This window comes from Pseudomonas sp. Tn43 (assembly GCF_014192635.1).
In the GTDB taxonomy this organism is placed as follows: Bacteria; Pseudomonadota; Gammaproteobacteria; order Pseudomonadales; family Pseudomonadaceae; genus Aquipseudomonas.
Window position 1 is genome coordinate 64,093 of sequence record NZ_JACHYG010000003.1, and the last position, 23,097, is coordinate 87,189.

23 protein-coding genes are annotated in these 23,097 nt (G+C 58.9%); all 23 read right to left on the minus strand.

Annotated features, from left to right (window positions below; genetic code table 11):
• Positions 1-77: 77 nt before the first annotated feature.
• The 23 genes from FHW68_RS08815 to pseF all read right to left on the minus strand — a co-directional run bounded on the left by FHW68_RS08815 (position 78) and on the right by pseF (position 23,093).
• Positions 78-425: an Hpt domain-containing protein gene (locus FHW68_RS08815; protein ID WP_095634471.1), complete on the minus strand. Its 348-nt coding sequence runs from the start codon at positions 423-425 to the stop codon at positions 78-80.
• A 31-nt stretch (positions 426-456) separates the two neighbouring features.
• Positions 457-2,160 carry a fused response regulator/phosphatase gene (locus tag FHW68_RS08820; RefSeq protein ID WP_095634470.1) on the minus strand — a complete coding sequence of 568 codons (1,704 nt, stop codon included), beginning with the start codon at positions 2,158-2,160 and terminating at the stop codon, positions 457-459.
• Positions 2,161-2,165: 5 nt separating this feature from the next.
• A complete protein-coding gene (locus FHW68_RS08825; protein ID WP_095634469.1) occupies positions 2,166-2,471 on the minus strand; it encodes an STAS domain-containing protein in 306 nt (101 codons plus the stop codon).
• Between the two features lie 218 nt (positions 2,472-2,689).
• Complete coding sequence (gene fliJ / locus FHW68_RS08830; protein WP_095634468.1) at positions 2,690-3,139, minus strand: flagellar export protein FliJ; 450 nt, start codon at positions 3,137-3,139, stop codon at positions 2,690-2,692.
• A gap of 6 nt (positions 3,140-3,145) precedes the next feature.
• The gene (gene fliI / locus FHW68_RS08835; protein ID WP_095634467.1) at positions 3,146-4,504 is read right to left on the minus strand and encodes a flagellar protein export ATPase FliI; all 1,359 of its coding nucleotides are present in this window, start codon (positions 4,502-4,504) and stop codon (positions 3,146-3,148) included.
• The gene (gene fliH, locus FHW68_RS08840; protein ID WP_095634466.1) at positions 4,494-5,303 is read right to left on the minus strand and encodes a flagellar assembly protein FliH; all 810 of its coding nucleotides are present in this window, start codon (positions 5,301-5,303) and stop codon (positions 4,494-4,496) included. Before fliH ends, fliI begins: the two co-directional genes overlap by 11 nt.
• Before the next feature lie 7 nt (positions 5,304-5,310).
• Entirely contained in the window at positions 5,311-6,330 is a 1,020-nt protein-coding gene (gene fliG, locus FHW68_RS08845; RefSeq protein ID WP_007894195.1) for a flagellar motor switch protein FliG, read from the minus strand.
• Positions 6,323-8,110 (minus strand): flagellar basal-body MS-ring/collar protein FliF, encoded by a 1,788-nt coding sequence (fliF, locus tag FHW68_RS08850; protein WP_095634465.1) that lies wholly within the window; start codon positions 8,108-8,110, stop codon positions 6,323-6,325. Before fliF ends, fliG begins: the two co-directional genes overlap by 8 nt.
• A gap of 15 nt (positions 8,111-8,125) precedes the next feature.
• On the minus strand, positions 8,126-8,455 hold the full coding sequence (fliE, locus tag FHW68_RS08855) for a flagellar hook-basal body complex protein FliE (protein ID WP_183680011.1): 330 nt from the start codon (positions 8,453-8,455) through the stop codon (positions 8,126-8,128).
• 338 nt (positions 8,456-8,793) lie between these two features.
• Positions 8,794-10,179: a sigma-54 dependent transcriptional regulator gene (locus tag FHW68_RS08860; protein ID WP_183680013.1), complete on the minus strand. Its 1,386-nt coding sequence runs from the start codon at positions 10,177-10,179 to the stop codon at positions 8,794-8,796.
• Between the two features lie 5 nt (positions 10,180-10,184).
• On the minus strand, positions 10,185-11,390 hold the full coding sequence (locus FHW68_RS08865; protein ID WP_183680475.1) for a PAS domain-containing sensor histidine kinase: 1,206 nt from the start codon (positions 11,388-11,390) through the stop codon (positions 10,185-10,187).
• A gap of 128 nt (positions 11,391-11,518) precedes the next feature.
• On the minus strand, positions 11,519-12,994 hold the full coding sequence (locus tag FHW68_RS08870) for a sigma-54 dependent transcriptional regulator (protein WP_007894189.1): 1,476 nt from the start codon (positions 12,992-12,994) through the stop codon (positions 11,519-11,521).
• A 169-nt stretch (positions 12,995-13,163) separates the two neighbouring features.
• On the minus strand, positions 13,164-13,460 hold the full coding sequence (locus FHW68_RS08875; RefSeq protein WP_008006639.1) for a hypothetical protein: 297 nt from the start codon (positions 13,458-13,460) through the stop codon (positions 13,164-13,166).
• Positions 13,461-13,470: 10 nt separating this feature from the next.
• Positions 13,471-13,866: a flagellar export chaperone FliS gene (fliS, locus tag FHW68_RS08880; protein WP_095634461.1), complete on the minus strand. Its 396-nt coding sequence runs from the start codon at positions 13,864-13,866 to the stop codon at positions 13,471-13,473.
• Positions 13,867-13,993: 127 nt separating this feature from the next.
• Positions 13,994-15,430 carry a flagellar filament capping protein FliD gene (gene fliD / locus FHW68_RS08885; protein ID WP_183680015.1) on the minus strand — a complete coding sequence of 479 codons (1,437 nt, stop codon included), beginning with the start codon at positions 15,428-15,430 and terminating at the stop codon, positions 13,994-13,996.
• A gap of 82 nt (positions 15,431-15,512) precedes the next feature.
• Positions 15,513-15,878, minus strand: a complete 366-nt coding sequence (locus FHW68_RS08890) for a flagellar protein FlaG (protein ID WP_183680017.1) — start codon at positions 15,876-15,878, stop codon at positions 15,513-15,515.
• Positions 15,879-15,949: 71 nt separating this feature from the next.
• Entirely contained in the window at positions 15,950-16,801 is an 852-nt protein-coding gene (locus FHW68_RS08895; protein ID WP_183680019.1) for a flagellin domain-containing protein, read from the minus strand.
• 253 nt (positions 16,802-17,054) lie between these two features.
• Positions 17,055-17,324 carry a hypothetical protein gene (locus FHW68_RS08900; RefSeq protein ID WP_183680021.1) on the minus strand — a complete coding sequence of 90 codons (270 nt, stop codon included), beginning with the start codon at positions 17,322-17,324 and terminating at the stop codon, positions 17,055-17,057.
• Positions 17,321-18,613 (minus strand): motility associated factor glycosyltransferase family protein, encoded by a 1,293-nt coding sequence (locus FHW68_RS08905; protein WP_095634457.1) that lies wholly within the window; start codon positions 18,611-18,613, stop codon positions 17,321-17,323. Before FHW68_RS08905 ends, FHW68_RS08900 begins: the two co-directional genes overlap by 4 nt.
• An 83-nt stretch (positions 18,614-18,696) precedes the next feature.
• Entirely contained in the window at positions 18,697-19,623 is a 927-nt protein-coding gene (locus FHW68_RS08910; protein WP_095634456.1) for a ketoacyl-ACP synthase III, read from the minus strand.
• A gap of 229 nt (positions 19,624-19,852) precedes the next feature.
• Positions 19,853-20,905, minus strand: a complete 1,053-nt coding sequence (pseI, locus tag FHW68_RS08915) for a pseudaminic acid synthase (protein WP_095634455.1) — start codon at positions 20,903-20,905, stop codon at positions 19,853-19,855.
• Complete coding sequence (pseG, locus tag FHW68_RS08920) at positions 20,902-22,401, minus strand: UDP-2,4-diacetamido-2,4,6-trideoxy-beta-L-altropyranose hydrolase (RefSeq protein WP_183680024.1); 1,500 nt, start codon at positions 22,399-22,401, stop codon at positions 20,902-20,904. The genes pseI and pseG overlap by 4 nt, the downstream gene beginning before the upstream one ends.
• Positions 22,398-23,093 (minus strand): pseudaminic acid cytidylyltransferase, encoded by a 696-nt coding sequence (gene pseF, locus FHW68_RS08925; protein WP_183680026.1) that lies wholly within the window; start codon positions 23,091-23,093, stop codon positions 22,398-22,400. The genes pseG and pseF overlap by 4 nt, the downstream gene beginning before the upstream one ends.
• Positions 23,094-23,097 lie beyond the last annotated feature (4 nt).

Genomic DNA, 23,097 nt, shown 5'->3' on the forward strand with positions numbered 1-23,097 from the left:
CGTCAGGCAGAATGTGTCAGGCGGATTCACGACTGCTTCGCAGCCAGGTTTCGCCAGCTGCTACCCGGACGGTTGCTTTATTCAGCCAGGGAGCGTTGACGCTCCGCTTCGTAGAGAGGCCGGACAATCGCGAATTCGCCGTCAATTTCCCCGACTAGCGCTTCAATGCCTTCAAGGCTTTTTTGCTTGGCTCGCTGTTCCAGTTCATTGCATAACTCAGCCAGCCGGGTAGCGCCCATATTGCTGCTGCTGCCTTTGAAACTGTGCGCCGTGGCGCCCAGTTTATCGGCATCGTCAACTTGCCGCAGCAGACTCAAACGCTCTTCGGAATCGGCGAGAAAGGTATCGAGCAATTCTGGATACCCGTCCTCCATCACTTCCTGCAACGCGCTCAGCACGTCGCGGTCCAGATGTGTGTTGTCCACTTGTTCACTCCTTGATCAAGAACGCCTGGCATTATGCCAGAGCCTCCCAGAAAAACTCCACGCGAGCACTGCGACCATTATCGGACCAGGTCGCATGATCGCTCAACTGGCGAATCAAATTGACCCCTCGGCCTGACAGACGGACATCATCGAGGGGACGCGCCATGACCCGCGCCACATCGAAGCCTTTGCCACTGTCCTCGACCCGGACCACCAGGCAACCGCCCTCGCCTTTTGGCGTCACCTGCAAATGCACCCGCACATAGCCATCGCGCAACTCGTCCAGGCGTGCATTGCGCTGTTGATAATAACGCGCAAAACCTGCCGCATCGCGTTTCAAACTCGAATCCAGGCCCAGCACGCCATGCTCCAGGGCATTGGAATAAAGCTCTGCCAGCACACTGTAAAGCGCGCCGCTCTGAGCCCGCAAACCATGCACCTCAAGCAGCAACTGCAACAAGTACGGCAGTGGATTGAAGCGCTTGAGGGTGGCGGCGCGGAACTCGAAACTCACCGACCAGTCCAGCGGGCAAGACTGGCCGCTATCGGAATACACCGGCGTCGGCGGGCTCAGTTGCGCGGCCTCCAGCAGACGGACCTCGACCATGCTCACGTCATCACGAGCTTCGCCACGAAAGTCCCGTAGTGCCTGCTCGATTTCTTCAAACAGTGCGTCGGGCTGGCGATTGGCTGCAAACACTTGTTCCAGCCGCTCTACGCCGAACAACTGCTCATTGGCATCACAAGTATCGATCACCCCATCGGACAGCAGGAACACCCGATCGCCGACGGCCATCGGAAACACCTCGGTGCGATCATCGAAGGTTTGCGAGCTCAGTACCCCCAGCGGCAAGTGCCGTGCCGTCAGCGCCGTGCGCTCGCCACTGGCGATATTGTGCAGGTAACCGTCCGGCATTCCGCCGTTCCAGACCTCCACCGACCCTCGCTGAAAGCTCAGGCACAGCAGCGCCGCACAGCAGAACATGTCCACCGGCAGAATACGTTTGAGCTTGGCGTTCATCTCGCGCAGGGTTTCGGACAAACCGTAACCTTTGGCCGTCATGCCATAGAAGACTTCGGCCAACGGCATGGCACCGACCGCGGCCGGCAAACCATGGCCGGTAAAATCACCGAGCAGCACATGCATGTCGCCAGCCGGGGTGAACGCGGCCAGCAACAGATCGCCGTTGAACAGCGCGTAGGGCGATTGCAGGTAACGGATGTTCGGGGCATTCAGGCAACCGGAGTGGGCGACCTTGTCGAACACGGCTTTGGCCACCCGTTGTTCGTTGAGCAGGTAATCGTGGTGCCTGGCGATCAGGTCTCGCTGTTCCAGCACAGTTGCCTGCAAACGTCGCAAGCGATCCATGGCCTTGATCTTGGCCGCGAGGATCACCTGGTTGTAAGGCTTTGCCAGAAAATCGTCGCCTCCGGCCTCCAGACAACGGGCCAGCGCTTCGCTTTCGGTCAGCGACGTCAAAAAGATGATCGGCACCAGGGTTTCGCCGGCCAGCGCCTTGATCTGCTGCGCAGCCTCGAAACCGTCCATGACCGGCATCATGGCGTCCATCAGTACCAGATGCGGTCGCTGCGAGCGGAATACTTCGACCGCCTCGGCGCCATCGGCAGCCGTCAACACCTCATGGCCCTGACGCCGGACGATCGTCGACAGCAGCAAGCGATCGGCCGCGCTGTCTTCGGCGATCAGAATCGTCAGCGGTTCGAGCGACTGCATGACGGTCAACTGATGTCGAACAGCTTGTCGAAATTGGAAATGGCGAGGATTTTCTTCACATCGGAACTGCTGTTGACGACGCGAATATCGGAGCTGTCGCCACCGGCGTGATCACGCAGCAGGAGCAACATGCCCAGCGCGGAGCTGTCGAGATAGGTGGCTTCCTTGAGGTCCACGACTATGGATTCGGGTTTCTTGTTGAGTCGCTCGTAGGACTCACGAAACTCCTGATGCCGACCAAAATCGAATCGACCCTTGATCGAAATCGTCAGCTTTTGCCCATCCGGGGATACTTCTGTAACGACTGACATTTCACGGCTTCCTTGTCATTGGCGAACATACGTACGTGTACAAGGTTTAGCACCTGTTGGGGGCTGGAGCAAGGCTGAAGAGTTGTTCGGTTTGTGAAATCGCCTTCGCGGGCAAGCCTCGCTCCTACGAAAAATGGTCGAACACACCGTTGTCGTTCGACACGGCCTCTGTAGGCGCGAGGCTTGCCCGCGAAGAACGATAACGCGGGCTACCTGATTCAATACGGATCCTGACGCGGCAACCGCTGGGACAGCTCATCGAGCAGTTTCTGCTCGCGCTTGTCTTCCAGTTGCCGCGCTTCATCCCTGTAGCGCTGAACCAGTTTGCGCAAGCCTTCGACTCGGGCAAACGCCTGCTGCCAGGCATCCCGGGATTTGTTCAGGTTATTCTGGTGCCAGTTCAGGCTCTGACGCTGCTGGTCGATGGCCGTGCCCAATTGCGCGAGAAAGCCCTGATAACCCAGCAACCACTGGCCCGACACGCCGCCACTGCCGCGTACGATCCATTGTTCCTGGTATTCGAGGCGAAAGTTTTCCAGGTCGGCGAGTTTGCTTTCCGCCAGGCGAACCTGGCCCTGAAAGTGCCCCAGGCGCAGGACAGCGGTCTTTTCGGCCTTTTCAGCCATTTCCACCACAGGCGCCAGACGTGCTGCGCGGCTAGAGGCCATGACGGGTCAACCGCCCGGCGCTGGCGCAAAGATCGAAGCGAGATGGTTCTCGCTGGCGCCCATGCTGATGTTGTCATTCAAACCCTGGCGCAGGTACATGGTCATGGCCGGTTGCAGACTGATCGCGGTATCGGTTTCCCGATCACCGCCGGATACATAGGCGCCGACACTGATCAAATCGCGGCTCTGCTGATAGCGCGACCAGTATTGCTTGAACGTCTGCGCGTGGTTCATGTGCTTGATGCCTACCACCGACGGCATGACCCGGCTGATGGAGGCTTCGATATCGATGGCCGGGTAATGCCCTTCCTCGGCCAGACGCCGGGACAGCACGATGTGCCCGTCAAGCACACCTCGCGCCGAGTCGGCGATCGGGTCTTGCTGATCGTCGCCTTCGGACAATACCGTGTAGAACGCGGTGATCGAACCGCCGCCCTTTTCAGCGTTACCGGCCCGCTCCACCAGTTTCGGCAACTTGGCGAACACTGACGGCGGATAGCCCTTGGTCGCTGGAGGTTCGCCGATGGCCAGGGCGATTTCCCGCTGGGCCTGGGCGAAACGGGTCAGGGAATCCATGAGCAACAGGACATTTTTGCCCTTGTCGCGAAAATACTCGGCGATTCGCGTGCAGTACATGGCCGCGCGCAGACGCATCAGCGGCGCATCGTCTGCTGGCGACGCCACCACCACCGAACGCTTGAGGCCTTCTTCACCGAGAATGTGTTCGATGAACTCTTTGACTTCACGCCCCCGCTCACCGATCAGGCCAACCACGATGATGTCGGCCTCGGTGAAGCGGGTCATCATGCCCAGCAGCACACTCTTGCCCACGCCAGTACCGGCGAACAGCCCGAGCCGCTGACCGCGACCGACCGTCAACAAACCGTTGATGCAGCGAATGCCCACGTCCAGCGGCTCGCTGATGGGTTCGCGCTTGAGCGGGTTGATGGTCGGGCCGTCCATCGGCACCCAGTCCTCAGCCTTCATGCCACCCTTGCCATCCAGCGCACGCCCGGCGCCATCGAGTACCCGCCCAAGCATACTCATGCCCATCGGCAAGCGACCGGTATCAGCCAGGGGCACCACACGGGCACCGGGGGCGATGCCGGCGACGCTGCCGACCGGCATCAGAAAGACTTTGCTGCCAGAGAAACCCATGACCTCGGCTTCGACCTGCACCGGGTGATAGCTGTCATCGTTGATGACCATGCAGCGGCTGCCCATGGCGGCGCGCAAGCCTTCGGCTTCGAGGGTCAGGCCGACCATGCGCAGCAGGCGACCTTCGAGGATCGGCGCACCGGCAAGCTCCGTGGCCTCGGCGTAACTACCGAGGCGCTTGGCGAAGCTGGTGCGGTCAAGGCGCATCGGGAGCGTCCAGTGTCGGGTCGACCGGTGCAACCGCGGGTTTTTCGTCGATTGGCAGTTCCAGGCTCAGGTCCGGTGCGGCCGGGTGCAGCGCCTGATCGTGCAATTGATCGAACAGCTTGGCCATGACTTGGGTAACACGGGTTTCGATGGTGGCATCGATGCGGCTGTGTTCGGTCTCGATCCGGCAACCGCCCGGCAACAAGGACTCGTCCTCGACGATGCGCCAGGTTTCTTCATGGCGCTCGCGCAGGGCTTTGACTTGTTCGAAATCCTGCGGATTGATGTACAGCCGCACATTGCCCACCCCCAGCGGCAAGAGCTTGAGCGCTTGGCGCATGACGTGTTCGATCTGCGTCGAGTCGATGGCCAGCTCGCGCTGAATCACCTGCCTGGTGATGTGCTGCACAAGGTCGACCAGCGATTTTTCGATCTGCGTGTCCTGCTCGGCAATCGGCTCGAACAGGTTGGCCATCAGTTGTTCCAGGCCAGTGATCTTGGCCGCCAGGGCCACTTCGGCTTCCTGACGGACCTTGAGCGTGGTGCTGTGGAAACCTTCTTTTTCGCCAACAGCGAAGCCTTCGTTGTAGGCCTCCTGACGAATGCTCTCGAGCTCTTCAAGGGTCAGCGGCTGGACTTCTTCCAGCGGCACTTCTTCCATTTCCGGCGGTTCGGGTTCTGGCTCCGGTTCGGGTTCCGGCACAAACGGATCGAAACTGGGCAGCGACCAGATATCGAAACCACCGACGTCCTTGGCACGGATCAGGTCGGTATGAGACTCATCATGTTTGGACGACATAGTGACCTTAGATCATCTCTTCGCCGCCCTTCCCGCCGAGAACGATTTCTCCGGCTTCGGCCATACGGCGGGCAATGGTGAGGATTTCTTTCTGTGCGGTTTCCACGTCGCTGACGCGTACCGGGCCTTTGGCCTCGAGGTCGTCGCGCAACAGTTCGGCCGCCCGTTTGGACATGTTCTTGAAGATCTTCTCCTTGACGCCTTCGTCCGAGCCTTTGAGGGCCAGCACCAGGACGTCCGAGGACACTTCGCGCAACAGCGCCTGAATGCCGCGGTCGTCGACATCGGACAAGTTGTTGAACACGAACATGAGGTCTTCGATCTGACCGGACAGGTCTTCGTCGACTTCGCGGATCGAGTCCATCAGCTGACCTTCGATCGAACTGTCGAGGAAGTTCATGATGTCGGCCGCACGCTTGATGCCACCCAGGGTGGTGCGCGAGGCATTCGAGTTGCCGGAGAACTGCTTCTCGAGAATCTGGTTGAGTTCTTTCAGGGCTGCCGGTTGCACGGTGTTCAGCGAAGAGACTCGCAGGATGATGTCCAACCGGACCTTGTGGTCGAAGTTGCCCAGCACCTCACCGGCCTGATCCGGGTCGAGGTAGGCGACCACGATGGCCTGGATCTGCGGGTGCTCGTAACGAATCACATCGGCGACGGCGCGCGGCTCCATCCACTTCAGGCTGTCGAGACCACTGGTATTGCCACCCAGCAGGATCCGGTCGATCAGGCCGTTGGCCTTGTCTTCGCCCAATGCCTGAGTGAGCATTTTGCGCACGTAGTCATCGGAGCCGACGCCCAGGCTGGTCTGGTCGCCGACGATGTCGACGAATTCGCTCATCACCTGTTCGACCTGCTCGCGGTGAACGTTGCCCATCTGGGCCATCGCCACGCCAACACGCTGGACTTCTTTGGGCCCCATGTGGCGCAGCACTTGCGCAGCATCGGTGGAACCGAGGGACAGCAGCAGAATCGCGGCTTTGTCGACCTTGGTCAGTTTGGCGGCAACGGCTCGGTTATCACTCATCTGCGTTAATCCACTCTTTCACGACCTGGGCCACGCGACCCGGATCTTCTGCCACCAGACTCTTGATTGCGTTCAACTGTGCGTCATAGCCTTCGCTCGGGCTCGGCAGCAGGATGCTGGTCGGGCCACCGAGGCTGACGCGGTCGTTGGACAGTTCACCATCCAGGCCGCCCATGCCACCGAGCTCGACGTCACTGCCCAGGCCTGCGAGTTGCTTGTCTTTGCCGCCACCGGTGATGTTGTTGAGCACCGGACGCAGCACACCGAACACCAGCACCAGGATGAACAACACACCCAGCACTTGCTTGACGATGTCCCAGAACCACGGCTGGGAATAGAACGGAATCTCGGCAATCACTTCACCGCGCTCAGCGGAGAACGGCATGTTGATCACACTGACGCTGTCGCCACGACTGGCGTCGAAACCGACCGCGTCCTGTACCAGGCGAGTGAAGCGCGCCAATTCATCGGCGCTCCACGGCGCGCGAGTCGTTTCGCCGTTGGCCGCGTTGACCTTGACCTGATCATCCACCACCACCGACACCGACAGGCGATTCAAACGGCCCTGCTGTTGTTTGGTGTGGCTGATGGAACGGTCGAGTTCGAAGTTCTTGGTGGATTGTTGACGCTTGTCCGCCGGGTACGGCGCCAGCATCGGCTGGCCGGTGGCCGGGTCCATGATTTGCTGACCATTGGCATCGAGCAATGGCTGGCCTGGCTGCACCATGCCGGCCGACGCGGTAGCGCCACCGGTGGTTTGCGGCGCCGAGGCCGGCGATGGCGGCTGGTTGCTCAGAGCACCCGGTACACCTTGCGGGCCATTGCTGGCGGTGCGCTGTTCGTTGACCGATTGCTCACTGCGCAACGCCGGTTGATCGGGGTTGAACTGCTCGGAAGTCGACTCGACGGCGCTGAAGTCCACATCGGCAGACACTTCGGCTTTATAGCGATCATTGCCCAACACCGGTTGCAGGATGTTGTGCACACGCTGAGTCAGCATGCTTTCCATGCGACGGCTGTAATCGAATTGCTTGCCGGCCATGGTCAGTTCGGAGTTTTCCGCCTGATCCGACAGCAGGTTGCCCTTCTGATCGACCACAGTGATCTGGGACTTGCTCAGTTCCGGAACGCTGGTCGCCACCAGATTGACGATGGCGACAACCTGGCCCGGCTCCAGCGAGCGACCGGAATAGAGTTCAACCAGAACCGAAGCGCTGGGCTTGCGTTCGTCACGCACGAACACCGAGCTTTTCGGAATCGCCAGGTGCACGCGTGCACCTTTGACGTTGTTCAAGCTGGAAATGGTCCGTGCCAGTTCGCCTTCAAGGCCACGACGATAACGGGTCGCTTCCATGAACTGACTGGTACCCAGCCCTTGTTCCTTGTCGAGAATCTCGAAACCGATGTTGCCGTCGCTGGGAGTGACACCAGCGCCCGCGAGCTTGAGCCGCGCACGGGAAAGGTCCTCGGCCTTGACCAGCAAGGCACCGGAGTTCGGTTCAACGGTATAGGGAATGTCGGCGGCGGCCAGGGTTTCCATGACCTGCTTGGCGTCCATACCGGCAAGGCTGCCGTACAGAGGCCGGTAGTCTGGCTGCTGGGACCACAACACCACGGCAAAACCAATCGCCACGCTCGCGGCCAGGCCGACCAACAGGCCCACCTGACGCAACATGGTCATCTCGGAGAGGTTTTCCAGGAAGGACAACCCGAACAGCGGCGGTTTGCCGTCTATTGGAGTGGCCTTGGCCGGAACATTATCGGCGATTGCTTCTGCCATGACTCAATCTCGTCCTTAAACCGGCATCTGCATGATGTCTTGGTATGCCTGAACCAGCTTGTTACGCACTTGGGTCAACGCTTGAAAAGACACGCTGGCCTTCTGCGAGGAAATCATCACGTCCGTCAGGTCGACGCCGCTTTTACCGATCTCGAAAGCACTGGCCAACTGAGTGGATGCCTGCTGGGTCTCGTTCACTTTATTGACGGCCTGACCGAGCATGTCGGAAAAGCTGCTGCCACCCAATTCAGGGACTGCGGCAGTCGATTTCGGCGCAGACATGGCATCCATTTGCATGGAGCGCATATCCAGCATCAACCGATTGAATTCAATACCTTGGCTCATGGTTTCTCTCTTTGACGAAGCTACGGCTACCCGCAATTTTTTGACACTCACTCGGCGGGTAGTCAGGTGTTAGCAACAAGGGTGCCAGCTCGGTGATCGCTTGAAACAAAAGCCTTCCATGCTTTGCCTTAACCGCAAACCAGGGTGGGAGCGAGCCCTTTGTGGCGAGGGGGCTTGCCCCCGTTCGGCTGCGCAGCAGTCGCAAAATCTGAGCACACAGCAAAAAGAAGGACCGCTTCGCGCTCCAACGGGGGCAAGCCCCCTCGCCACAAAAGCTCCCTCACTACAAAACTCCCTCACCACAAAGGCGTGCTTCCAGATTTTGCTTGCATCAACTCTCAGGTGGCGAACAAGTAGCCTTCCACGTCCATTCCGGCATCGCGCATCTGCGCCAGCTTGTAGCGCAAGGTGCGCGGGCTGATGCCCAGTCGTTCGGCGGCCTCTTTGCGACGGCCGCGCTCGGAACGCAAGGTGTCGATGATCATCTGAAATTCACGGCGCCGCAGGTCATCGCCGAGGGCGCCCGCCGGTTCGGCTTCGACGGTTACGGCCCGCGTGGAGGTCGACACCAATGGCGGCAATGGCGCGCACGCCACAGGCCCGGCTAGGCAAAAATCCTGCGGCTGGATCAAGCCGCCTTGCTGCAGAATCAAAGCCCGCTGGATCGCGTTATCCAGCTCACGCACGTTGCCCGGCCACGGATAAGCGATCAGGCAAACTTGCGCCTCGGGCGAAAGCTTTGCCGCGGCATGCTTCATTTTATTGACGTGTTTGGCCAGCAGTCGCTCGGCCAGCGGCAGGATATCGGCGGTGCGCTCGCGCAGCGGACGCCAGGCCAGCGGGAATACCGACAGGCGATAGTAAAGGTCTTCACGAAAACGCCCCGCCGCCACTTCGGCGGCCAGGTCACGGTTGGTGGTGGCGACCACTCGAATGTCCAGCGTGATTGGTTTGCGTGCGCCGACTCGCTCGACTTCACGCTCCTGCAATACGCGCAGTAACTTGGCCTGCAGACTTAGGGGCATTTCGGAAATTTCATCGAGCAGGATCGTGCCGCCATCGGCCTGCTCGAACTTGCCGGCCTGCGCCGCAATGGCGCCTGTGAACGAGCCCTTTTCGTGACCGAACAAGGTGGCTTCAAGCATGTTGTCCGGGATCGCTGCGCAGTTGATCGCAATGAATGGCTGAGTGGCGCGATGAGAATGCTGATGGATGTAACGCGCCAGCACTTCCTTGCCGGTTCCGGACTCACCGGAGATCAATACCGTGGAGTCACTGCGCGCCACCCGCGCGGCCAATTCGAGCAATTGCGCACTGGCGGGCTCGAACGCCACAGGTCCTTCGCCCTCGGTCGCGCCCTGACTGCCCAGTGCGTGACGAGCGACCAGATCAAGCAAGGCTTTGGGCTCGAAGGGTTTGACCAGATAGTCCACCGCGCCCTGACGCATGGCGTCGACCGCCCGCTCGACCGCACCGTGAGCGGTCATCAGTAATACAGGCAATTGTGGCTGACGAGCCCGCAGCAACCCAAGCAGTTGGTGACCATCCATGCCCGGCATGTTGACATCGCTGAGCACCAGACCAAATGCCTCGGCGCCGACCGCCGTCAGCGCCTCTTCCGCCGAACCGACCGCCGTGTAATCGTGCCCGGCAAGCAGCAGCGTATCGGCCAATGCTTCCCGCAGTGCGCGGTCATCCTCGACCAGTAAAACCTTGATCGTCATGTCCTTCACTTCGCTCCCTGAGCGCCGGGTTGATCACCCGAAAAAAGCGGCAAAATCACCTGCGCGCAAGTGCCGCGACCCGGCCGCGAGCGCAATTGCAATTCTCCCTGATGGGCACGGACGACTGCCTTGACCACGGTCAGGCCCAGGCCGGTGCCGGTGGTTTTAGTGGTGAAAAACGGTTCACCCAGACGCGCCAGTACCTTGGTGTCGATACCGCTGCCGCGGTCGCTGACGCACAGGCGCAGATTGTTGCCACGGGTATACAGGTGAACCTTCAAACGAACGCCGCCGGCGCTGGCCTGGATGGCGTTCTCGATCAGGTTGAGGATCGCCCCGACCAAGGTGTCGCGATTGCACAACAACTCACCGGCATGACTGTCGCACTGCCAGCGAATCGGCAAGTCCTGAACGTGAGTCAGCGCCGCCGCTTGCAGCGCCTGCATCAGCATCCTGGGACTCACGCGATCGGTCAGCGGCAACTCGCCGCGAGCGAACACCAGCATGTCGCGAACCTGGTGCTCGAGTTCATGCAGACGCTCTTTCAGGCGCCCGGCAAAACGCTGCTGGGTCTCGACCGGCAACGCCTGCTCAGTCAAATGACTGGCGTAGAGCAGCGCAGCGGACAACGGCGTGCGAATCTGATGAGCCAACGAGGCCACCATACGCCCCAGAGACGACAGGCGTTCGTGGCGAGCCAGTTGATCTTGCAGATGACGGGTTTCAGTCAGGTCGTTGAGCAGCACCAACTGACCAGGCTCGGCGTCCAGCGAACGGGTAGCGATTGACAGACGCCGACCGTCCTTGAGAGAGATTTCGTGGCCGTCGTCTTCGCGCGGCGCAAAGCATCGAGCAATCACATGACGCCACAACTCGCCTTCCAGAGGCAGCCCGAGCAGCTCACTCGCAGCGGGATTCGCTTCGCGCACGATGCCTTGGGCGTCGATGACGATGACGCCGCCGGGCAACAGATCGAGGAGGTTTTGCAGGCGATTGGCCAGACGTTCTTTTTCCGCCAGCTCTTGCATGCGCTGAGCACTGACCACCGCCAGCTCGCCCTTGAGTTCGGTGACCCGGGCTTCGAGCATGCTGTAGGAATCGGTCAATTGGCTCGACATCTGGCTGAACAGCGCAAATGCCTGCTCAAGGCCAAGCCGACTTGCCTGCTCTACGGACGACGGTTGCCCCGAAGCATCAAGGGCAGGAGACATCTGGGCGGCTTGGGGCATCGGACTCTCTCGCAGGGTTGACCGTCAGTTAAACGGAACGTTGCGAGGGACATAGCAATACCCGTGCCTAAAAAAAACTCCTTATAAGTGAAGGAGTTGAAAAACAGGCGTCAATCATCCGCCTGTTCATCACCGTCTCGACGACTCATGCCGTACTTGCGCATCTTCTCCACCAACGTGGTACGACGAATACGCAGCCGTTCTGCCGCCCGCGCCACAATGCCATTGGCATCGTCTAGCGCCTGCTGAATCAGCCCTTGCTCCAGACCACCGAGGTAGTCCTTCAGGTCCAGGCCCTCCGGCGGCAGCAGGGCATTGGCGGTGAAGTCCGGGGTATGACCGTTGATGGCCACCCGTTCTTCAAGATCGCTGCGCAGGCTGTCGACCAGTTGCTCATCTTCGTCATCGACGTAGCGGAATTTTTTCGGCAATTCGACCACGCCGATCACCCCGTACGGATGCATGATCGCCATGCGCTCCACCAGGTTGGCAAGCTCGCGAACGTTGCCCGGCCAGCCATGACGACACAGCGACATGATCGCCGCCGAATTGAAACGGATCGAACCGCGCTTCTCGTGCTCCATGCGCGAGATCAACTCGTTCATCAGCAACGGAATGTCTTCGACGCGTTCGCGCAACGGTGCCATCTCGATCGGGAACACGTTCAAGCGATAGTAGAGGTCTTCGCGGAAAGTGCCGATCTCGATCATGCTTTCGAGATTCTTGTGGGTCGCCGCAATGATCCGCACATCGACGCTTTGGGTCTTGTTGCTGCCCACGCGCTCGAAGGTACGTTCCTGCAAGACACGCAGCAGTTTGACCTGCATCGGTAACGGCATGTCGCCGATTTCGTCAAGGAACAAGGTACCGCCGTTGGCCAGCTCGAAACGCCCGGCGCGACTGGTGATCGCTCCGGTGAAGGCGCCCTTCTCGTGACCGAACAATTCGCTTTCGAGCAGCTCGGCCGGAATAGCACCGCAGTTGACAGGCACGAACGGCGCATCACGCCGTTTGGAATGGTAGTGCAGGTTGCGCGCGACCACTTCCTTGCCGGTCCCTGACTCACCGAGGATCAGCACGCTGGCATCAGTGTCGGCCACTTGCTGCATCATCTGGCGGACGTGTTGAATCGCCCGGCTGGTGCCGACGAGGCTACGGAAAAGATTGGGTTCACGGTGACGACCGCGCTCACGCGCCTGGTCATACATCTCGCGATAGACCTGTGCACGGTGCAGCGAGTCGAGCAATTTGCTGTAGCTGGGTGGCATTTCGAGAGTCGAAAGCACTCGACGACGCTGGTCTTCCGGCAAGTCAATGGAAGAATTATCACCCATTAACAAAACTGGAAGGAACTCATCCCAGGTTGAGAGTGTCTTTAACAGGCCCAAAAGTGCACCAGGAGCATTTACCGTCCCGATGAGGACACAGATTACTTCACGACTTGATGACAAAGAGCCGACAGCCTGCTGCCAGTCATGGCTGCCACAGGGTAAATTTTCTTCGCCAAGAAAATTTAAAATCACCGCCAAATCGCGGCGGCGGACGCTATCGTCATCAATCAGCAGAATTTTGGTTTCACGCCACATGCAATAGCAACTTCCCTAGTCAACTCAATGCCCAAAATGAGGGGCAAGCTAGACGCTTGCAGACACGTTATGCCTGTAGACGCCTGAAATCTGGAACCAGCCACTAGTTAAGTCAAAAAACCGTGCACAGTCAAATTTATGGCGCACTATGTTTGGATTAACTGGGGGTTTAACCAAACAGATGGTAAACCTTTGCCGCGCTCTGCGCTTGGTGGATCTGCGACATCTCGTCGACTATCGCTTGGCGCTCCCCCGTCGCTGCCTCCAGAAGCTGTTTATACACCCCCAGCAACTCCTCAAGGTTGTCGCGCAACGCGGCCTCGTCCACCGAAGCTTCACTCAAGACATCTTCCATGCAGGAACGGCAAGCCAGGTCCAATTCACCAATGGCTTCCCAGTTGCGCTCGGCCAATGCACCCACGAGGGCATCCCGGGTTTGTTCGATTCGCTGCAAGACAAGACTCATGGTGATCTCCTTAGAACTGGGGAGCAGGTGCGCCAATGGCATCCCAACCGTCTTTGACCGTGCGAAGCAGATCGGCGACTTCGTCGAGAATCTTTGGATCGGTCCTGAGATTGGCTTCAGCCAGGCGTTTCATCATGTAGGCGTAAAGATTATCCAGCTCAGTCACCGAGTCGGCCTGATTTTCCAGGTCCAGACCTTCGCGCAGACCACCGATGATGCCAATGGCCTTGCCGATCAGAATGCCCTTGTTCGGAATATCCTTGCGCTCCATCGCGCCTTTGGCCTGGGCAATACGATCCAGGCCGCCTTCCATCAGCATCTGCACCAGACGATGCGGGCTGGCTTCGGAAGTTTGCGCCTGAGCGCCAATCTTCTGGTATTGGCGAAGGGCTAACATTGGATTCATGTTGTACCTCATCAGAATTCTGTGGTTCGTATAAACAATGTATCGACGACGCGTCAAAAAACTTTAGATTCAAAAACAAAAAGCCCGGGAGCGTGAAAACGCTGCCGGGCTTTTGGCACTCTGAGTGTTACGAGTTCTTCTGTTGCGCGGTCATGGCTTCGAAAATCGATGTGATGTTACTGGCGGTGGCCTTTAACTTGCCGACCAGGGTGTCCATGTCGTTGTACTTTTTGGTCAGTACCGCGGTCAGGGTCTCGATTCGGCGATCGAGGGCGGCCTGATCATTGCTCAACTTCGTCTTTGTCTTGTTCAGGCTTGTTGTGCGCTGATCCAGAATACCGCCGGTATCGGAGAACGGCGCGATAGCCTTCTGCATGCGCGCCAGCAAACCATTGTCACTGCCAGTGTCGCCAACAAACAGCTTCTGGACTTCACCACCCAGCTTCTTGTCGTTCATGGCACTGGTAAACTTAGTGCTGTCGAAGTTGAGGGCACCGGTTTTCTGATCGGTGGTGATACCCAGCTGCGCCAGAACAGTCAATTTCTCGCCCGCACCGGTTTCCGATAGCGGACCGCGCATGGCCGACAGAATCGAACGCGGCAACGCGTCACCGGTCAATGCAGCCGCAACGGTGGGATTGCCGTCATCGTCGAGCGAAGGCTTGGTCAATGCTGTGATGCCGTTGGCCAGAGCATTGTAGGCATCAACGAACTTCTGGATCGAAGCTTTCAGACCATCGTTGTTGCTGGCCACAGTGACGGTCGACGTACCCGCTGCCACCAAGTTTAAGGTCAGCCCGGAAACGGCCTCGTCTACAGTATTACTCTTGCTGGTCAGCTCCATGCCATCGATGGAGAATTTAGCATCAATGGCCGTAGCACCGATCGAACCGGCCGAGGCGGCAGTCATTGCCGGGCCGCCGCTGGCGCCAACGACATTGCTGCCATCGATGGTCAGTTCCGAAATACCGCTGACGGAAATGTCGGAGCCCGCACCCGTCGTGGTCGAGCCAAGCACCAGGCGCGAACCAAAAGAGTCGGTGATGATGTTGGCACTGATCCCTGCGCCCTTGAGCGAGGCATCGGCATTGATCGAGTCGCGAACCGATTGCAGCGTCGCCCCGGCCTCGATGTCGAGGTTGTAGGTGCTGGCGCCCTGCGTGATGCTCAACGTACCCGCAGTGATCGGGCTGGTCGTACCGCCGGCGAACGCCGCGCTGGTGACTTTCGAGGATGTAGCCAGATTGTCCACTTTCACGACGTAGCTGCCGTTTACCGCCGAGTTGCTGGCAGTGGCGCCGACGATCTTCACATCGGAGGAAGTGGCTGCAAAACCCGGAAATTGCGGGCTAGTCGTGCTGCCCAGCCCCTTCATGGCCGTATTGAAGGCAGCCATCAACGACTTCAAGGTCCCGATACCGGAGATACTCGCGGTATTGGTCGCAGTCCCACGATCGATCTGACCTTGCTTGGCCGCTTTATCAGCGTTCACCAAGGCTTTGACGATGGCACCGGTATCAAGGCCAGAACCTAAACCCGTGCCCGGTAGGATTATACTTGCCATGTGAAACTCCCTTCAGTGTGTCGCCGGCCTTTTGACCACTACAACGCCCAAAAGAACATAGCAACAAAATTCGTGCCAGCTGTCAGACTTTTGCGCTGAACAACAGGCTGCTTGCATCATTCAAACTGTTCGCCAGCTTAAGGACTTCTTCGTTGGGGATTTGACGAATCACCTCACCGGAGTCACTGGCAATCACTTTGACCACTACTTTCCCTGAAGGCTCGTCAATCGAGAACTCCAGGTTGCGCTTGACTGACTGAACGAACTTTTCGATTTCCTGAACGGCCATCTTCAGTTTTTCCTGCTCGGTCTTGTCGCTTTTACCTTCTTCCTTGACGGCAACCACTGGCGCAGTTTCCGCTAGAGGCTTTTCCGCAGACTGATCAGCAACAGTCGTCGCCTGCTTGGCCACAGGATAAGACAAGTTCAGCTTGACGCTCATATCCATGTCCATCACCTCTTAAAGTAAAAAGCGAGAGAGCGCGACAAGCGCACTCCCCCGCCAGAACTTATCAGCTATTACTGAAGCAGTTTCAGTACAGCGGATGGCAGTTGGTTGGCTTGGGCCAGAACCGCGGTGGACGCTTGTTGCAGAGTTTGTTGCTTGGTCAGCTGTGCAGTTTCAGCAGCGAAGTCGGTATCTTGTACGCGACCCAGTGCAGCAGCGGCGTTTTCGTTGATGTTCTGCAAGTTGGAGATGGTGCTGGTCAGACGGTTTTGTGCAGCACCGAGGTCGGCACGAGTGGAGTTGATGGTCGACAGAGCAGCATCGATCGCATTCAACGCAGCAGCGGTGCTGGCTTCTGCGGTGGCGCCATCGGTACCGGTGATGGCAATAGCGTCACTATCAACGGCCAGTGTTACGGCATCGGTGCCGGCAGCCAGAGAGATGGTGATCTGGTTAGTCGCGCCAGTGTTGGAACCGACCTGGAAAGTCATGGTGCCGGCAGTGCCGTCGATCAGGTTCTTGCCGTTCAGGTTGGTCGAACTGGCGATACGAGTCAGTTCGTCCGACATCGAAGCGAATTCTTTGTTCAGAGCGACACGGTCAGCAGTACCGTTGGAGTCGTTTCGTGCTTGAACAGCCAGTTCACGCATACGCTGCAGAATGTTGGTCTGTTCCTGCATCGCGCCTTCAGCGGTCTGAGCAATCGAGATACCGTCGTTGGCGTTTTTGATCGCCATGGTCTGACCACGGATCTGCGAAGTCATACGGGTAGCGATCTGCAGGCCGGCGGCGTCGTCTTTGGCGCTGTTGATTTTCAGGCCGGAAGACAGACGAGTCATCGAAGTCGACAGAGCATCGGAAGCCTTGTTCAGGTTCTTCTGTACGTTCAACGATGTAACGTTAGTGTTTACTGTTAAAGCCATGACGAATTCCTCGTTGGTTGGGTACTGCGGCTTCCGGCCCTGGCAACCGCCGGGTATGGCCTAGAGAACCTTCGTAATAGTTATCGTCGGGATTGGAACTTGCTTTAGGGGATTTTGAAAAATATTTGCCATCACGTTGCCACCCCCTGCAAATCAAGGGCTTGGCTATGTTCAAGCAGCGAAAAAATGACGTCAGGGAAATGCCGGTGACAGAGTGGCGAGGACTCGCCCGCACCGGCGGAGGAGAAACTGTTTAAATGGACAGACTGTCGCGCAGCAACTGGATCAGTTCGTATTCAAGATAGTCCGCCAGCGCCAGCCAGTTTTGCGCCTCCTGGCATTCGAGCATCCGGCCGAGCAAGAGAAGCCACTGTTGCTGAATAGCTTGTGGCAACAAATCGAAAGACGGCTGCACCGCTCCGATCAATTCGACCATCGCCAGCCCGGCTTCTACATCACGCCCCAAACGGAACAATGTTGCACATTGCTCTGAGTCGACGACAAAGGATTCAAGTCCGATCATGACGCCCACTCCGGATGAAATGCCGTACCGGCAATCATCGCCCCTGCCCGGCTGCTGTTATAGAAGCGCACCTGAGGATGGCCGGCGATAAAGCGCTCCAGCTCACACAGGTAACTGCGAAAATTGAGCTGGGTCTTGATGCGCTGACCGTTACCATCGAGCACCCAATGCTTGGCGGCGCCCAGTTGCGGTCCCAGGTCGCCATCGTTCCAGCCCGCATGGGTTTTGTCATTGGGAAAGGCAAAGTCGGCCCCGAGCAAGGTGATCTGCGCCGCGCCCATCTTCACCGCAAGATCTACTGCGGGATGAATTACGCTCCCGCCGACATACAGCTCGCCTTTGGGCTGTTGTAGACGCATCTGCTGATAAATCGGGCTGGCAGAATAACTGGCATAGCGCGGTCCCTGCCAGGCTTCAAGCACAAGGGGATCGACCATGGGCATATAGGCCAGGATGATATCGGTTGTACCTCCAGAGGGTAGATGGCGCACCGAAATGCGCTGGTCGATGCTGACCACCACATCAGGTCGGATCCCGTGATTGATCAGTGGTCGGTAGGCTGTATCGACACAAATGAACAACGGTCGTTCGGCCTGATTACGAATCGCGAGCAAGGTCTCGAAGTGCTGCTCAAGGCTCGGGCCCGTGGCAATGACGAACACCTCCTGACCTTTGCGCGAGCCGAATAACTCGGCCACATCCCGATCGCCCTGCACCAGTTCCAGGCTTGCCTGCAAGCGGTCGACGATGTCCGGAGCCTGAGGGTCGAACTCGCGATTATTGAACGCCAGGTGAGTTTCGCTGATCAACCGATCACGAATCTTGGCATTGAAGTCATCGGCCAGCACCAGTTCGGACGGCAAGGCAAAGAACGGCAGCTGGATTTCCGCCATATCGCCGGCATATAACAATTCAACTCGTGGATCGCTGAGCCACTGCTGTTGATCGAGTAGTTGCAGCACCAGCGCAAACACCGCACCGTTGAGAATGTGCACATACAAACGCTCAAGCCCCGCGCGCTGCAGTAACTCCATCTGCAGATCGCCCAATCCGGTGCCGTAGGCATGCACCACCGAACTGTCGGTAGGCAGGCTGTCGGCCTGAAGCCTGGCCTCACGAGTCCGGTCATGGCGACTGGTCAACTGAATGCCATTGATGCTCAACGTCGAGCCCAGACCTTCCACCAGATCGGCCTGCAACAGACCCGGATCTTCAGTCAGCAAACGCTCAGCCACGGCCGGCCAGCGGCGCTGTATGACCTCGACGTTGCGCTCAAAGAACTCGCTCATGGAGCCTCGCTTTTCATTCGGGCAAAAAAATAGCGTTCAAGGTTACACCTTGAACGCTTTTTTTGTGCCTGGCTTTTAGAAGCTCAAGGACGATAGATAATCGCCGAGCCCCAGGACAAACCAACACCGAAACCGCTGAGCGCCACGCGCTTCCACTTGGAATCGAGCACGTGTTTTTCCAGCAGCAACGGAATGCTCGACGACACGGTATTACCGGTTTCAACCATGTCCTTGATGAATTTCTCAGGCTCGCCTTCGAAACGCCGCGCCACGGCGTCGACAATTGCCGCGCTGCCCTGGTGAATGCAGAAGGCATCGATATCATCGGCCGTCAGGCCCGAGTCACCGAGCAGCTCATGCAAATGCGCCGGCACTTTGAGCAGCGCGAAGTTGAAAACCTGACGACCGTTCATGAAGAACACCCCGTCGGAAACCTTCAAGTGCGGCGCGCCGGAACCGTCGGTGCCGAATTTGGCCTTGCCCAGCTGCCATGGCGCGTCTTCGCCCATCCAGGTCGCCGTGGCGGCATCGCCGAAGAGCATGGTGGTGTTACGGTCTTCCGGGTCGACGATCTTGGAGTACGGATCGGCGGTCACCAGCAAACCATTCTTCAGGCCCGCGGCTTCCATGAAGCCCTTGATGGCGTAGATGCCGTAGACGTAACCCGAGCAGCCCAGGGAAATATCGAACGCCGCCACGGTCGTTGGCAGGCCCAGTTTGTCCTGAACGATGGCGGCGGTGTGCGGCAAACCTTCTTCGTCGCCGTTCTGGGTAACGACGATCAGCACGTCGATGGCTTCACGCTTCAATTCGGGATTGTTGGCGAACAGCTCGTTGACCGCTTCGACACACAGGTCCGAAGTTTCTTGCCCTGCATCTTTGCGTGGCAGGAAGGCCGAACCGATTTTGCCCAGGATGAATTCTTCATCCTTTTCGAATTTTGCACCTTGTGCGTAATTGTCCACGCCGGCTACAGGAACGTAGCTCGCAATGCTCTTTATGCCAATCATTACGGCTTCCCAATAATAAACAGCCCAATACCACCGCTCGCAAGGATCCGAGGGGCGCCGACAAACAACGAATAACGTCGCCCTCAAAGGGGTGACAACGGAAAGAATAAAAGGCCATCACCGGTCCAAGAGCAGTCCAGGCGCCATCTTCCCTTTTTATACAATACAGTGAAGATGCGCGTTATGACTCGCAGGTCACGCTATTTTGCCGAATCAACCTCACAAGCGGTTATTCAACCAACGACCAATCCAGCGGTGTTCCGCGCTTGATGGCCTGGCGCGCACGGCGGCCCAGCAGGGTTTCAGCGTGTTTGGGGGCCAGCCCCAGGCCAGGGCGGATGGCTCGCAGATTGGCAACAGTGAAAGGCTCACCGGCGGCCATGTCCTGAGTAATGTAGAGCGAACGTCGGTATACCAGAGATTTGCGCTCGGCTTGGGTCACGCCGTAATGCACCTGGCCCATGGCCTGCCAGGCGCGTTCGGTTTCGATCACCAGGCTGGCGAGTTCAGCCGGTTCCAGGGAAAAACTGGCGTCCACGCCACCGGCGGCACGGTCGAGGGTGAAGTGTTTTTCAATCACCGTTGCCCCCAGCGCTACCGCGGCGACGGACACTCCGACGCCCATCGAATGATCGGACAAACCGACCTCACAACCAAACAGCTCCCGCAGATGAGGGAGCGTGCGCACATTGCTGTTGGCCGGCGTCGCCGGGTAGGTGCTGGTGCACTTGAGCAACACCAGGTCCTTGCAACCGGCTTCACGGGCGGCACGCACGGTTTCGTCGAGTTCAGCGATGCTGGCCATGCCGGTGGAGATGATCAGCGGTTTGCCGGTGGCAGCGACTCGCCGGATCAACGGCAGATCGGTGTTCTCGAAACTGGCGATCTTGTAGGCCGGCACGTCCAGGCTTTCGAGGAAGTCCACGGCGGTGTCATCGAACGGAGTAGAGAACGCCAGCATGCCCAATTCCTTGGCCCGGGCGAAAATCGGCGCGTGCCATTCCCACGGCGTATGAGCCTTCTCGTACAGCGCGTACAGCGAAGATCCGGCCCACAGGCTGTTGGGGTCCTTGATGAAAAATTCGCCTTCGGACAGGTCCAGGGTCATGGTCTCGGCGGTGTAGGTTTGCAGCTTCAGGGCATGTGCGCCGGCCTTGGCGGCGGCTTCGACGATGTGCAGCGCCACGTCCAGCGATTGGTTATGGTTGCCGCTCATCTCGGCAATGATGAACGGCGGCGCATCGGCACCGATCGAGCGATTGCCGATCTTGAAACTGGTCATGGGTGATCCTTTAAAACGCGTGTGAACGCACAAGCACTCTGAGTGAAACCTGCCTCGCGAAAAACTTTCAGCGACCCAGAATTGGCCGGCAGCACCTGAGCGGTGATGGCTTCCAGTTGCGGCCAATGAGCGGTGACAAAGGCTTCGCCCCGCGCCAGCAGCGCCCTGCCCCAACCCAGGCCGATTCGGCCTTCGAACAGATAAATCGAGACTTCGGCTCGAGCTTCATCGAGGTCATAACGCAGCACACCAACCGGGCCATCATCCGCTTCGGCGATCAACAGCAACCGCCGCGGATTGCTCAGGCTCGCGGCCACCCAGGCCTGATGCCGTTGCCAGTCGATGACGTGGGTGTCCAGCGACCAGCGCCGAACCGCCTGGGCATTGCGCCCATCGAACAACAATCGCGCATCGTCCTGAGTGGCCTGACGAACCTGCAACACCGCACCCGCCAGCGCTGCCGCCACCCGCTGCGCCCCGCGGCCATCGACCAACTGCCGCGAACGTTCGGCCAGACTCTGACGAATCCCCTGATTGCCCACGACAAAACCGATAGCTTGGCGCAACTGCTCGACGCTGACCCGTTCACGGTTGCCCAAAAACACATGGGCACCGGAGGTCGCCATTACTTCGCCGTTGGCCTGCTGATTATTCGCGACCGCAATGCAGATCGTCGGCAGCCCCATGGCCGCCCGCTCCCAACTGGTACCACCACCGGCACCGATGAACAGATCGGCCTCGGTCATCAGCCGGTAGAAGTCGCTGACAAAACGGTGCAGGCGCCAGTTCGGGCGATAGTCCACCAGACTCTGCATCTGCTCCCAGGCCGGGTTATCGGCACCCGCCACGAAATCGACTTCCAGCTCATGGAGGTCCGCCAGCGCCAACATCGCGTGGTGAGTCTGCATGGCCGCGTCGAAGCCGCCGAAGTTCACCAGCACGCGCCGGGCTCGAGGTTTGATCTCGATTGCCGGGCAACGGAACTCATCGCGCAGCAAGGCAAAGCGGGGGCCGAGCAATGCCTGGCAATCGGGCGTCAGCAGCGAGGCATAAGCTTCTGGCGTGCCCGACAGATTTTGATTGAGCAGCAGATCGACGCGGTATTGCCGAGTGGCCAAATCATCCACCGCCGCGATTCGCGGAGCCCAGCGGCGCGCGGCAGTCTGCCAATGGTGGTCGAGACCGTAGTGGTCGACGATGATCCAGTCGAACGCCGGATGACTGTCCAATGCCTGCCCCAGCGCTGCGATCTCCGCCTGCCACGGCAGCATCGACTCGATGGCCTGCTGTGGGTCTTCATCGCGATAACGCTCCGGCAGCGCAAAGGTCTCGAAACCTTCGGCCCGCAGACTGTCCAGTCGATGCCCGGGCAACAGACGACAGGCGAAGGCAACGTGCGTGCCCTGCTTGCGCAAAACCCTGGCCAGGGTCAGGCAGCGGGCGACGTGGCCACTGCCAATGGTTGGCGACGCGTCGGCGCGGATCAGCACTCTCATTGCAGCTCACCACTCGCCTTCAAGGCGGCATAGAGGTATTCGGCGCGTTTCCAGTCTTCGAGGGTGTCGATGTCCTGCACCAAATGGCGCGGCAGAATCACCGGCAAGCTTGCTGGCGAGAACAACACATCGCCACGCAACCAGGCCTCGCTGCGCCCCCAATAGAACTGGCCGGCATCCTGAAAAGCTTCGGGCAAGTCCTGAGACCGGACCTCGCGAAATTCCGGATAGAGCGAGGTCAAGGCGCCCTGCTCGTCGAGGGTCAAGGCCCGTTGTACCGGGAAGCCAAAACCGGCGACTGAAAACGCAAAGGATCTGTCCGGGTGCCGCTCCAGCAACTCGAGCCCCTGACGCAGATAACGCGCCTGCAACAACGGCGCCGTCGCATAGACGCAGCAGGCATAGTCGAACGCTGGCAATTGCTGCAAGGCATGCACGATCACCGCTGCGGTCCCGGTGAAATCGTCGGCCAGCGCCGCGGGCCGCATGAACGGCACCTGAGCGCCATGGGCTCGCGCGAGCTCAGCGATTTCCTCATCGTCGGTGCTGACGATCACCTTATCGAACAAGTTCGATGCCAGCGCCGTGCGAATCGAACGGACGATCATCGGCACGCCATCGAACGGCTTGAGGTTCTTGCGTGGGATTCGCTTGCTGCCACCGCGGGCCGGAATGATCGCAACACAACTCAAGAGT